At 38.8% G+C, this 12,904-nt stretch carries 10 protein-coding genes and 2 pseudogenes; 4 read left to right on the top strand and 8 right to left on the bottom strand.

Going from position 1 to position 12,904, the window contains the following annotated elements:
* Positions 1-16: 16 nt before the first annotated feature.
* Positions 17-1,036: an AraC family transcriptional regulator gene (locus tag VXQ11_RS06125; RefSeq protein ID WP_416705665.1), complete on the top strand. Its 1,020-nt coding sequence runs from the start codon at positions 17-19 to the stop codon at positions 1,034-1,036.
* 114 nt (positions 1,037-1,150) lie between these two features.
* On the opposite strand, the gene VXQ11_RS06120 is transcribed toward VXQ11_RS06125, so the two are convergent.
* The 4 genes from VXQ11_RS06120 to VXQ11_RS06105 form a co-directional block, all read right to left on the bottom strand.
* Positions 1,151-2,014, bottom strand: a complete 864-nt coding sequence (locus tag VXQ11_RS06120; protein ID WP_416705664.1) for a hypothetical protein — start codon at positions 2,012-2,014, stop codon at positions 1,151-1,153.
* Between the two features lie 67 nt (positions 2,015-2,081).
* Entirely contained in the window at positions 2,082-3,167 is a 1,086-nt protein-coding gene (locus tag VXQ11_RS06115) for an LLM class flavin-dependent oxidoreductase (protein ID WP_416705663.1), read from the bottom strand.
* 75 nt (positions 3,168-3,242) lie between these two features.
* The gene (locus VXQ11_RS06110; protein ID WP_416705662.1) at positions 3,243-3,773 is read right to left on the bottom strand and encodes a flavin reductase family protein; all 531 of its coding nucleotides are present in this window, start codon (positions 3,771-3,773) and stop codon (positions 3,243-3,245) included.
* A gap of 80 nt (positions 3,774-3,853) precedes the next feature.
* Positions 3,854-5,104, bottom strand: a complete 1,251-nt coding sequence (locus VXQ11_RS06105; RefSeq protein WP_416705661.1) for a dienelactone hydrolase family protein — start codon at positions 5,102-5,104, stop codon at positions 3,854-3,856.
* 305 nt (positions 5,105-5,409) lie between these two features.
* Between VXQ11_RS06105 and VXQ11_RS06100 the strand changes: the two genes are divergently transcribed.
* Complete coding sequence (locus VXQ11_RS06100) at positions 5,410-6,768, top strand: MFS transporter (protein ID WP_416705660.1); 1,359 nt, start codon at positions 5,410-5,412, stop codon at positions 6,766-6,768.
* A 512-nt stretch (positions 6,769-7,280) separates the two neighbouring features.
* On the opposite strand, the gene VXQ11_RS06095 is transcribed toward VXQ11_RS06100, so the two are convergent.
* Entirely contained in the window at positions 7,281-7,760 is a 480-nt protein-coding gene (locus tag VXQ11_RS06095; protein ID WP_416705659.1) for a fimbrial protein, read from the bottom strand.
* A 1,281-nt stretch (positions 7,761-9,041) separates the two neighbouring features.
* Between VXQ11_RS06095 and VXQ11_RS06090 the strand changes: the two genes are divergently transcribed.
* The gene (locus tag VXQ11_RS06090) at positions 9,042-9,374 is read left to right on the top strand and encodes a hypothetical protein (RefSeq protein ID WP_416705658.1); all 333 of its coding nucleotides are present in this window, start codon (positions 9,042-9,044) and stop codon (positions 9,372-9,374) included.
* Between the two features lie 130 nt (positions 9,375-9,504).
* Complete coding sequence (locus tag VXQ11_RS06085; RefSeq protein WP_416705657.1) at positions 9,505-10,449, top strand: diguanylate cyclase; 945 nt, start codon at positions 9,505-9,507, stop codon at positions 10,447-10,449.
* A 223-nt stretch (positions 10,450-10,672) separates the two neighbouring features.
* Here the strand turns inward: VXQ11_RS06085 and VXQ11_RS06080 are convergent.
* The 3 genes and pseudogenes from VXQ11_RS06080 to VXQ11_RS06070 form a co-directional block, all read right to left on the bottom strand.
* A pseudogene (locus VXQ11_RS06080) lies at positions 10,673-11,590 on the bottom strand (efflux RND transporter permease subunit); the annotation flags it as partial.
* Positions 11,591-11,592: 2 nt separating this feature from the next.
* Positions 11,593-11,928 (bottom strand): annotated as a pseudogene (locus VXQ11_RS06075) (imidazolonepropionase-like domain-containing protein); the annotation flags it as partial.
* Between the two features lie 43 nt (positions 11,929-11,971).
* Positions 11,972-12,892, bottom strand: coding sequence for an ABC transporter permease (locus VXQ11_RS06070; protein ID WP_064101522.1), 921 nt, complete (start codon positions 12,890-12,892; stop codon positions 11,972-11,974).
* Between the last annotated feature and the right edge of the window lie 12 nt (positions 12,893-12,904).

Below are 12,904 nucleotides of genomic sequence, written 5' to 3'. Positions count from 1 at the left end.
TGATTTGGTATTTAAGATGAACGCAGCTGCCCATTTGTTAAAGCATAGCATCCATGCTTCTACGCACTCGATTGATACAGCCAATCAATGCCTTAATCAGATCATTGGCCCACATGAATTAGTAGATTTATCACATGAAGAACCTTTAAATTTCAGTTTTAAAGGTGAACAAATGGGTGGCATCATCATAGGTGACTTGATCTATGGTAAGGATGTCGTATTTAAGACCCAGCATCAGCAAGATATGCACTTTTATTGCATTACCCGCCCTAAAATCGGGAAACCTGTTTTTCGTCAGGAACATGGTGTCTTTGAAGCCAGCCAAGGTAATGCGGCCATTGTGTCTCCATTCGATAAATTTGAAATTGAGATTAAACGAGACTGCGTACAATCCTTTATTTCAATCTCTAAACCATTGCTTGAAAACACGCTTTCGGATTTAATTCAACGACCTCTAGATGCGCCGATCGAATTCAACCATATCATGTCAGTACAGAATGAGCGAATTAATGCATGGTGGAATTTACTTGAATATTTCGGCTCATATAGCAGACAGAATATGAATTTTGATTGCTTAATGAATGAAATAAAGTATGATTTTGAAAAGATTTTGGTGAAGTCGTTATTACTGTCACAACCCCATAATTATAGCCAGTTACTTGCTGACAATCACCACAATAACCCGGAATTTCTTCAACGCGCTGTACACTATATTCACAACAATATTCAGCATAATATTTGCAGTGAAGATCTTGAGCGGATCTCGGGTGTATCTAAGCAAAAACTTTCTAAAGCCTTTCGTGACCGTATGAAAGTATCCTTTAACAGTTATATTCGCCATTACCGCTTAAAGTGTATTTACCAGGAATTGTCCTTGGCACAGGATAAAAAGAACATTACCAGTATCGCCATGAAATGGGGTGTGAATCATTTGGGCCGTTTTTCGATTGAATATAAACAGCAATTTGGTGAAAGCCCGAGTGATACCATTCGTAAATCAATACTGCAACAGCAAGTGCTCTTAACACGACGATAAGTTCTTTTAATTTTCTACTTTGGGAATTATATATATTTAAATATATTTTCTTTTTTATAAGTTTCTAAAAAGAGGTCAAATTGAGACCTCTTTTTACATTACAAAGATGTACTCTTAGAAATGATAAGCTGCCCGAATCATTGGCACGCTTGCAGTTGCACCCTTACCTGCCTCACCTTTTGTATCATTCCCGTATTTATTTTTCCAGTATTGATAAGCTGGACCTATTTTAAAGGTTTGTGCTTTGGTACCGAGTGCATTGCCAATATCATACATAATTGAGGTATCAATGAAGGTTTCAGGCTTGGTATCTCCACCAAACTCATTTTTTCCTTTTTCACTCATCCACACCGCAATACCATTAAATTCTAATCCTGTTTTTTGTATTGGAAGCCCCCAAGAAAGTTGTAATGCCAGGTATGGATCATAGGTATATTTACTATCAATCACATTTGGTTTATTACTTTCATAATAACCCAAAACATTGAAGTTCAAGAACCCTGGCACATCAAACATAATACTTGGACCTGCAACAACCATTTCACGATTAGAGCCGTAATCATCATTTTTAGTGTTCCAGTCACCACCGATGATAAAGCCGATTCCCCGTAGAAAATCTGGTTTGTCTTGAAGAACGCCGAAGATTTTTTCATAGTCGAAGGTATGTCGGTAAATCACATAAGCTTCCTGAGCACCTTCGCCAGATACATTGCCATTTGGTTCATTATTCGACTGATGGAGGTTAACCTGAAAGAAATTGCTGCCATATTTATAACCACTGACATGCACCAATGAAATAATATGCTTATCAATTTCAAAGGCGCTCCCATCCCCATTGTTTTTAAACGGTTCTGAAAACTCTGTTCCATAACTGAGTGCAATGGAAGTATCACTCCACTCTGCCGCCTGTGTACTTATACTTGCTGCAACGATTAAACCAAACCCCAAGCCTTTCAAGGCTATATTCAGAAATTGCATGTATAACATTTCCTTTTTTACAGTGCATAAAAAAAGCCAATCGTTATAACGATTGGCTTGATGAAAATTAACGTAACCCTTTTGCTTCTAGCAGTGGCAGGACGTTGTCACGGAAGTAAGGGAATTCTTCGACATAATCCAGGAAAGATAAAGTGGTTCCACTAAAGCCTGCTTGATGTAAGGCTTCAATGCTCTGTACCACCTGTTCTGGTGTCCCGACCAATGGGAAACCACCATGACCTACAGCCATACGGTCACGTAATTGCTGACGGATTTCTGCAGGAAAGCTTTGCGCATGGGCAAACATGAGGTTCATCAGGTTATCCAAGGCTGGAATATCCGCATTATCTAGCTGACGTTGCCATTCAGCTTGAGCTTCTTCTAAAGTGGGACGGCAAATGACATGCGAGAATGTCATCACATTAGTAGTACGCCCTCTCTCTAGACCAGCTTGCTTCAGTTCAGTGACTTCTTCAGCAGAACGGACCAAGTCTGATACGGGTGTAAATAAAAAGTCTGCATTATTGATAGCAAAGTCACGTCCATTTTTTGAGCCTGCTGCATTAAAAATAGGCGGTACAAAATTAGGACGGGGCTTACCATAGCTGTTTTTGGTTTTAAAATACTTGCCATCGAAGTCAAATGGCTCTTCACTTGCCCAAACTTTCTTGATCAGGTCATACCATTCTTGCGCATAGCCATAGCGTGTTTCATGATCATCCGGCAGCTCTAAACCAAGTGCGTCATATTCAGGCTTGTTCCAGCCTGCGACAATATTTAAACCCACACGGTCCTGACCAATTTTAGACATGGTGGCAATTTGTTTTGCGACCGCCATAGGATGATTCACTGCAGTCTGAATCGTGGCAAATACAACAAGATTTTTAGTACAGGCTAAAAGTGCCGATGCCCAGGTAATGGTTTCAAGTACCGTCCCCTGGAAATCCTTTTCACCACCATAACCGGTAAAACGTGCGATGGGCAGCATAAAGTCGATCCCCGCCTCATCAAGGAGTTGAGCTAACTTTAAATTTTTCTCCCAGCTTGCATCCCAACCTTCAGGCAATTTTGAAATGGTCATACCACCAGAACAGTTGCTCGCAAAAGTGCCTAACAGGAATTTATTGGTTTCTAAAAATGGATGTTTAGACATGACTTCCCCCTGACACTGAGCTCAAAGCGCAATGTCTGTAAATAATTAAATTGATTTAGATAAGAATAGAGTTAATCAAGCACATTGTTCTAAATGGACAGGATGAAGCTGTGCTTGATGGTATTTACCGTTATGGAATAACAAAGGTTTTCCGACATTCATGCTGCAGTGTTCAATTTGGCCGAGGATAATATAATGATCGCCCGCTTCAACCCATTGATAGTTTTTGCATACTAAAGTTGCTAATGCATCAGATAACACAGGAATACCTAGAACATCTTCTACCTGATCAACAGAATTAAACTTATCAGCTGCAGATTTGGCGAAATGATTAGCGGTTTGCTCTTGCTGTTCATTTAAGATATTAATGGCGAAATGCTCACATTCACGGAAATCATCTAGATTTGTTGCCGTTTTTGCAATATTCCACAAGATTAATGGTGGCTCTAAAGAGACTGATGTAAAAGAATTTGCCGTCATACCGACTTTACGTCCGTCTTGGCCAGTGGTTGTCACCACAGTTACGCCTGTTGCAAACTGACCCAATAAACCGCGAAGTTGTTTTTTATCTGCTTCTTCTGCCAAGAAACGTTCTGTTTTTTTCATATTTACTCCAGAATTTTAAGGAACAGATCAGCCTTGCTGAGGTCGACTGATCTACTCATTCAGTAATGCCCTAAGAAAAATCAGTCAATTGGTTTCCCTTCACTTGATGGCCAGGTTGGCATCAATTCATTAGACGGTAAGGTTTCATCAAGAAGTTTGTGTGCAGTAATCGCACCTGCTATTGGTAAACCAGTTGGATCAATCAAACCGAGCTGTACCAATAGACTCGCCTGATCCCAGTAAATATGTTCATGACATAGTTTTGGACCACGGAATTTAATAACACCCAGCATCGGAATTTCGACAAATTTTCCGGTGGGTTTGATACCAGGAATAAGCCAGTCGATTTCCTGATCATGAGTAAAGCGCATGATGAATTCATCCACCACTTGCGTAACACCTACAGTACGGGAAATCGAGATTAAGCTCATATCCTGTGGGTTGTTGTGTACAAAGTGGTGACGGTAGAAACGTGATAACTGTGCATAACCCACACCGCCAGTCAGTGTTGGAATATGATTTACATAGGGTTCTGCCACCATCGTCGCCATCGTTGCTGGGACATCACGGGTTTCGAATTCGTATTTGCAGTGATCTTCCCACAATGCTTCTAGGTCGTACTCAGGACCAATCGCTTTACGCAATGCAGTGACTGTACGTTCATGAGCAATTAAAGCACTTGGTTTGTGGTAATGATCAGCATGTGGGCGGGCAAAGGCATGATCAACATTTGGGTAAAGGAACGTTTTCACATTCTTTTTATGTGCCGATAATGCATCGGTGATTTGGGTACGTGCCTCAGCTGAACAGAATTGGTCAAGTTCAGCCATATGTAACACAAGCTTGCCCTGAATATTCCGCGCTTCATCCAGGTTATTTTCGATCCCGACGCCGTAATAGCCCACAGCACATGCCACTTCAGGCAAACGGCACGCAGCCAGATACGCTAATTTACCGCCAAGACAATACCCAACGACACCTAAGCCGGCTTCTGCATCACATACATCTAAAGTTTTTAAGGTGGCAAGCGTGTCTTTAATATCTTCAATACCAAGATTTTCATCAAAGCCTTGATAAAGCTCAAATGCTTTTGCGAAATCAGCTTCGGTATAACCCAGTTCAATGCCTGCCTGAGTACGCCAGAATAAATCTGGAACCAATACGGTATAACCTTCTTCCGCAAGGAAATCAGCTTTTTCACGCATTACACTGTTGATGCCAAAGATTTCCTGACATAAAACAATTCCTGGACCCTTGCCAGCTTCTGGTACAGCAAGATAAGCATTGAATTTTTTATCCCCGTTTTCAATCGCAATATAAGAACCTGTCATTCTCTGATCTCCTCTATCTTGAATTTATCTTGTAGGTTAAAACCCCCAAAAACTATCCATAAAATTTGTACGTTTTATCCGTTTTCATGAAGTTTTTAACGTGACAGATTCTAGCTTATAGCTGAAAATTTATTTCAAATCATATATATAGTTATAAATCCTAAAAATGGATGCATAGCTGCGATTTTTTGGATAGTGGAAATTTCTATTCTTTCGTTCAATCAAAGTTAAATAAACAAAGTGCACTTTTTTTTCACGCTTTGTTTTCATCATCAATTAAAAAATAGTAGAACGAAGGAGTGAGCATGCAAATAATTCAACCCCAGCATATTATTGACCGAGAGAAACTTTCCCCTTTCCAGTGGATGGTCTTTGCTTTCGGCTTTTTGGTCTTTTTTTGTGATGGTTTAGATACCGGTATTATTGGTTTTATTGCACCTCAGCTCATTGAAGACTGGGGAATCAGTAAGCCTGCGCTTGCGCCAGTGATGAGTGCGGCACTGGTAGGTATGTGTTTAGGCGCTTTATTTTCAGGTCCATTGGCAGATAAATTTGGACGTAAAGGTTTAATTGTCACGACTTGTATTCTATTTTCTGTTTTTACCCTTTTATGTGGATTTGCCAGCACCACAAATGAACTGATGTTGTATCGTTTTATTACTGGTCTCGGTCTGGGTGCGGCAATGCCGAATATCAGTACGCTAGTATCTGAATATATGCCCACAAAACGGAAGGCGTTTTTCACAGGGCTGGCAGGCTGTGGCTTTATGCTTGGAATTTCCTTTGGTGGGGTGCTTTCAGCTTATTTACTCGATCATTTTGGCTGGGAAATTGTCATTATGATTGGCGGTATTATTCCTCTTGTACTCGCAGTTATTTTATGCATGAAATTGCCTGAATCTGTGCAATATTTAGTAAAGAGTGATCAGTATGATCGAGCATGTGTCATTCTTAGTCAGATCGAAGGTAAACGTTTAAACCCTACTGCTAAACTATCTTTGGATGAGTCTCAATGCGAAACCACAGAAAATCCGGTTAAAGCACTTTGGGCTGGTTATCGCTGGAATTCGATCTTTTTATGGGTGTGCTGTTTTACCAGCCTATTGGTCTTTTATCTATTAACCAGCTGGATGCCGACCATTTTAAAAACAGCAGGACTCACGACACAGCAATTTAGTTTAATTGCTGCGATTTTTCCTTTTGGTGGCGTTGTCGGCGCCATCATCATGGGCTGGTATATGGATAAAGTAAAACCCACCAAAGTGATAAAATATTCTTATCTCATTGCTGTTCTATTTTTCATTATCGCAGGTTTGGTACATACTCATGTGCTCTTACTGGGAATAACAATTTTTCTGATCGGTGCTCTTTTGGCTGGTGCACAATCTTCTTTATTACCACTTGCCGCCATTACTTATCCGACATCCTGCCGTGCAGTAGGAGTTTCATGGATGCATGGTATTGGACGTACAGGTGCAATTCTTGGCGCTTTTTATGGTTCTTTGATTTTTAGTTATGAACTTGGACTGGCACAGATTTTCTTTCTATTGGCAATACCTGCAGCAATTTCATTCCTTGCTTTGTTGGCAAAAGTTATTTATGAAAATCGTCAAGCAACGTTAAAAGTAGAACCTATTGCTCAGCTTGAAACATCACAATCTTAATTAAAATTTAGACATGAAAAGAGATTACAGTAGAACTGTGATCTTTTTTAAATTTTAGTCGGTATATCTGACCTTGAGTTAAATATTTTTGTGATTTCAATTGAGAAGCTTTTTTATTTGCTGGCTTCTGATCACTAAAAATAATTTTAAAAACGATCAAGAGACTTTTACTTACATCATTTTATCTGAGCGAGGCATAAATCAGATAAGAACTTGAATATGCCAAGTTCATGAAGTAGATTTTTTGGAAAAATTATAAAAATACACATAAATTTTTGTAATATATAGAATTTTAATTAAATTAAATTATGAAGTGGTCTTTAGGTAAACATAAGTTAAATACCGTTTACCTAATAATAACTTCATATCCTTCTTTCTTAAATAAAAATTCAATAACTTAAGTGATTTCTATTTTACTTATAAAATATGATATGTTGACCTTAAGATTGAAAATTTGAATTGGTTATAAAGTTTTGACAAAAGCTAAAAGCAACAAATTGCTGATAAAAGATTTAATTATATATAAACGTAATGATGGCTTGAGCCTTTACTTCAGTCACTGGTACGGGAATAGCATTAGAATAGTAACGAGCTTTAAATGATTTAGTAATTGTACCTCCTGCTCCAATTATACCAAGACTGAAAAAGCTATTTGAACTCTCTATTACTTTAGGCGCAACTGGAAGTGGTATTCCATTATTATCTGTTATTTGTACCGCCACATTCGGAGAACCGTTTGTTACTGTATTTTTTAATAGCCCTGAATTGTTGCTGCTTCCTGATGAAGAGCTGTCTGTCAAAAGCGCCATAAGACTCTTGTTGACATCACTTGCATCACAACCGCTCACATTTACATTAAATGCCGTTTCACCTAAAGTTTTTCCAACGGAAGTAAACTCGGCTGTACGAACCGTTGGGAGTCTGACATTGATTGCTGCGCCACCATTCACTACACAAGTTGTTTTGGTAATCGTAAAAGTGGAATTGGACAATCTAATGATCGTGCTTGCAGATTGGAAAAGACCGCTAGTTGCTGTAAGTAATCCAAGCCTTGGATTATTAATAGTGTATTTCCCCTGTGCAAAAAGAATAGACGATATTTGTCTAGGAGAGTGGTGGCAGTCCAATTTCTCTTATAGCACTGAGTTTTTGTTCATTCGATACTTTTGAATCTGAGGGTGGATCATTAAACTCTTTTCAGTGCAACCCAATAACATTGCAATAACTAGAAAAAAACCTAGATTTTTCATAATGTTCCCCTTTGCATAAGGGGGAAACTTTACATTATATTTCAACTTATACTAAGGAATGAGAAAACAACTTTGTAAGATTATGTTAGATCGGCCAAAATTCTACTGAAATTGATACTACACGTAACAACCAAAAATCTCTCTCTAGAAAATCTCGTGCAAGATCAAATAATTCAGTTAACCGGTTGGCAAACCATGTAAATAGTACTGGCAATCCCTATCACCGCCAATATGGATATAAATATTTCTATTTTAGTCATCATAGTTATATTCTTAATCTCATTAGAATATATTTTATACGATTATTCTGAGTTAATTAGAATAGCAGTATATTACAAATACATTATATGTTCGATATTAAAAACCACTCTTTCGAGTGGCTTTACCTAATTGAATGTTTGTCCTACGGCGTAAATCATCATGGATATAATCATGACAGCTACAATAATTAATAAGATCTCAATTTTTGTCATTAGGAAGCTCTCCGACTTCTACAGCTATATTTTATATAATTCGAAAAGAAAGACCTATAATTAAAGCGTTACAAGGTTTTAAATTATAAAACTCTCTTGGAGAACAATTTTTTGATTTTTTATTAGATTGAAAATTAATATAAATGAAATCAATTTGATCAATATCATCAACCTATTCAATTATGCTTGAGACTTGAGAAGTTGACTTAGTAGGGGGTGAAAATTAAATATATAGGGTTGATATTCAACTTTAGCAATTAAAAAAATATGAAGCAGTATTCGAAGAATATTGTAAATATTCCTGATAAACCTGTAAGTTCATAATTTAAATGCTCTAATTGGTTGAGTTGATTTATTTTGTAACATCAAAATAACACCATTGTTTTAATGGTCAAATAAAAAATGACCTTTAATAACAAAGCTATTGAACATTTCCGGAAATTTGCGTCTTTATTTTGAGCATAAGTTGAAAATACCTGATGCAAACACTTGGTTTTATTTGGAAAAATAATGGTTATACTTTAATTAAAATGATAGAGAAGAATAGACCATGAAAGTGAACCTTTTACCTGTTTTACTGCTATCCTTTTCCGGTTGTGCTTGCCAGGGATCACAGCCTGAAGATAAGGTAAAGCCAATTATTACGTCCATAGAACAATCAGAAAATACTCTCGCTGGTTATATAAATCAGCTTGAATCAGATATTATCTCAGTTGAAAAGAAGAAAATAATTTTATGTGAAGATTATCCTCGTGAATTTGAAACCAATTTCTTATCTAATATGCTTAAGCTTGAGTCCTCTGAATACACAAAAGAGAGCCTCCTAAAAGATCTAAATTTAAATTTAAGCTATTATAAACATCTTAAGAATATTCAATGCTAGCCAACATGTAGAACTCTTGTCAAAACAGTATTTTAGCTTTTTTATTTTTAGTAAATTAAATTATTGGTGAATATCAGGGTTGGTTAGAATAACAGTAAATTATCAGACTATACGGAAATAGGTTCTCTCTATGCACAATGCAAATTTCAAGAATTTTGAAGAAGCTGGCCAGGCCATTTTAAAATTTTTATCTCACCGATTTGGATTTAAGTTATGGATGATTACCCGTACGGAGGGTAATGACTGGATTGTACTGTTGAGTGAAGACAATGGTTATGACATTAAGCCTGGGCAAGTGTTTAATTGGGCTGATTCTTTCTGCTCACAAATGGTACTAAATAATGCGCCGCGTATAGTTCCCTACTCACCTGATATTCAAATATATGCGAATGCACCAATAAATCAGCTAGTTACTATTCAAGCTTATATTGGTCAACCTCTTTTAAAAGAAGATGGCTCACTGTTTGGTACCCTCTGTGCGATTGATCCTGAACCTCAATCTAAAATTCTTGTTGAAGATACTCCACTATTCGACCTCATAGCCAAAGTGCTTAGTTATACGATTCAGGCTGAATTAAAAGCGGCTGAACATGTGCGTAGAGCTGAACGGTTTGAATTGGAAGCATTGTCTGACCCAATGACTGGGCTTTTTAATCGTCGTGCTTGGGACCGTTTAATTGAATTAGAAGAAGAGCGGTGCAAACGCTATGGGCATCCTACCGCTGTATTAATGATAGATCTTAATGATCTTAAGATTACAAATGATAGCCTGGGACATACGGCGGGTGATGATCTAATCCAGAGAATGGCACTCACTCTAAAGGATATAGTCCGTAGCAATGATATTGTTGCTCGCTTAGGTGGTGATGAGTTCGCTGTACTCAGCATAGAAACCAATCTGGAAAATGCTAAAAGACTTGTATCAAGAATTCAAAAGGCTTTCGCAGAAGCTGGTATTAGTGCTGCAATTGGCATGGCAATGCGTAATCCGACATATGGGTTATCAACTGCCATCATTGAAGCAGATAAAAATATGTATCAGAATAAATCATTCATTAAATCTGGTAATTATTGATCAAAGTCAGCAACCCGATAGGAGCCTGTTTAAATTTAACCTGGTTGGTTCCCAATGAAACATTGCTTATAAATAGTTCAGCCACCCTCCCCGTAGCAACAAGCCGACATATTTTAGGGTCAGCTTGTTTTTAAGCAGTTTTGAATAAAAGATGGCACTGATAGAAATAATTATTTAACAGGTTTCTATAATGCCTATCTTTTATAAGCTCTAATTCGTAGTGTTAATATTCCTGTTGCACCAATAGTTTAGAGTTTTGTTGGTGCTTATTTATCCAGAGATACAGTATCGGCAACAGGACTAAAGTAAGCAAAGTTGATGAAATAATCCCGCCAATCACCACAGTTGCCAAGGGTCTCTGTACTTCCGCACCAGTTCCTGTGGCAAGAGCCATGGGTACAAAACCAAGTGAAGCCACACAAGCGGTCATCAGCACAGGGCGTAAGCGTAAGATCGCCCCTCTCCACACGGCTTCCTCTAAACTGTATTGATGTCTTAACTCTTTAATAAACGTCAACATTACAAGTCCATTCAGTACGGCGACACCTGACAATGCAATAAATCCAATACCTGCTGACATCGATAATGGAATATCACGAAGCCAAAGGAACAATACTCCACCTGTCAACGCAAAAGGTACACCGGTAAAAACAAGAAGGCTTTCTTTAACATTATGGAAAACAACCATAAGTAGAATAAAGATTGTCAGTAAGGCAAGTGGAATCACTATTTGCATACGTGATCTGGCTGAAGCCAGATTTTCAAATTGCCCACCATATTCAATCCAGTAACCACTTGGCAGCTCATAATTTTTCACTTGCTTTTGTAGTTCTGCGACATATGATCCTAAATCACGCCCGTCAACATTGGTCGTCACGACAATACGACGCTTACCGTTTTCACGACTGACCTGATTCACACCTTCAATCGTACTCACCATCGCAACATCCGCCAATACAATCTGTCCACCATTTGGAAGCTGTAAGGGCAACTGAGCAACACTTGCAAGATTACGGTCCTCATCACTTAAACGAACCACAAAATCAAAGCGTCGGTCACCTTCTAGAATCTCGCCTACACTTTGACCGCCGATACTTGCTGCAACGAGATCTTGAATTGAGCGTACGCTCAAGCCATATTGTAAAGTGCCTCGGCATAACACAAATAAGAGGCAATCTTCGCATCCTCTGGTGTCAGTACCCGGTGCATCGGGTCAATATACTGCTGTAACCAATCCCACACTGGTAATCCTTCTGCCGTGCCACGCAATAAACCGGAATGACAATGGGTATTGATCAAGCCCGGCATCAGGATTGTTTGTGGGTAATCCTCAATGAGCGCCTGTGGATAGCATTGAGTTAACTGTGCCAATGTACCCACTGCTTTTATTTGTTCGCCCTCAATCAGTATCGCGCCATTTTTAATGCATTCATTCTGCACATTCATGGTGAGGACATAGGAAGCTGTTAAAATTTTCATGATTTATACTCAAATCTATTCTATTTATGATGAATGGTTGCGGTTATGGCACGAAGGTTTTACCTAAAGAAGATGGTAAATTCATTTTCAACACTTTTTTATTCCGCGAAATCATGACTAGCACCACAATGGTGGCTATATAGGGCAATGCGGCAAGCAACTCATTCGGCACCTTAATTCCAAGCGCCTGGGCGTGAAATTGTAAAATGGTTACGCCACCAAACAGGTAAGCGCCGAGCATTAAACATGTGGGTTTCCACACCGCAAACACCACCAGTGCAATGGCAATCCAGCCGCGACCTGCCACCATATTTTCAATCCACATCGGGGTATACACGGTTGATAAAAATGCCCCGCCAACCCCTGCCATCAAACCGCCAAAAAGTACTGCGCCATAACGAATCGCCAACACGTGATAACCCATGGCATGCGCACTTTCCGGTGATTCTCCAACTGCTTTAAGCAATAAGCCCAAACGGGTTTTAGCCAAGACAAACCACACCAGAAAAAAGCTCAAGATGGACAGATACACCACATAGTTTTGCTGGAATAAAATCGGACCCAATACTGGAATATCCGCTAATAGTGGAATATTAAAATTAGCCAGACCCGGTAAAGCCATACTGACGTAGTTCTGACCCAAAAATGCAGAGATACCGAGTCCAAAAATGGTTAAAGCCAAACCACACGCGGATTGATTGGTACTTAAAGACAAGGTAAAAAAGGCAAAAATCAGGGCCATCAGCATGCCTGCCAGACCACCCATCAATAAGGCACTTAACACACTGGCATCATATTGCGCAGCAAAGGCAAAACCTGCAATTGCACCGACCAGCATCATCCCTTCTACTCCAAGATTAATCACACCAGTCCGCTGTGTGACCAATTCCCCCAGACCTGCGAAAATCAGTGGTGTTGCTGCCGCAACAGTACCTGCAAGAATTGCAGTTATTTCTAAAGCCATATCATGCTTCCT

The organism is Acinetobacter sp. 197, assembly GCF_048148385.1.
GTDB classification, from domain to species: Bacteria; Pseudomonadota; Gammaproteobacteria; order Pseudomonadales; family Moraxellaceae; genus Acinetobacter; species Acinetobacter pecorum.
Note: the sequence above shows the minus strand (reverse complement) of the source record. Positions and strands in the feature narration are given on the sequence as shown.

Excerpts from the sequence above, each read along its gene's own strand:
- VXQ11_RS06090 (WP_416705658.1), top strand. The coding sequence starts at position 9,042 with ATGAAAGTGAACCTTTTACCTGTTTTACTGCTATCCTTTTCCGGTTGT.
- VXQ11_RS06070 (WP_064101522.1), bottom strand. The coding sequence starts at position 12,892 with ATGGCTTTAGAAATAACTGCAATTCTTGCAGGTACTGTTGCGGCAGCA.
- VXQ11_RS06115 (WP_416705663.1), bottom strand. The coding sequence starts at position 3,167 with ATGTCTAAACATCCATTTTTAGAAACCAATAAATTCCTGTTAGGCACT.
- VXQ11_RS06105 (WP_416705661.1), bottom strand. The coding sequence starts at position 5,104 with ATGACAGGTTCTTATATTGCGATTGAAAACGGGGATAAAAAATTCAAT.
- VXQ11_RS06110 (WP_416705662.1), bottom strand. The coding sequence starts at position 3,773 with ATGAAAAAAACAGAACGTTTCTTGGCAGAAGAAGCAGATAAAAAACAA.
- VXQ11_RS06100 (WP_416705660.1), top strand. The coding sequence starts at position 5,410 with ATGCAAATAATTCAACCCCAGCATATTATTGACCGAGAGAAACTTTCC.
- VXQ11_RS06120 (WP_416705664.1), bottom strand. The coding sequence starts at position 2,014 with ATGCAATTTCTGAATATAGCCTTGAAAGGCTTGGGGTTTGGTTTAATC.
- VXQ11_RS06125 (WP_416705665.1), top strand. The coding sequence starts at position 17 with ATGAACGCAGCTGCCCATTTGTTAAAGCATAGCATCCATGCTTCTACG.
- VXQ11_RS06085 (WP_416705657.1), top strand. The coding sequence starts at position 9,505 with ATGCACAATGCAAATTTCAAGAATTTTGAAGAAGCTGGCCAGGCCATT.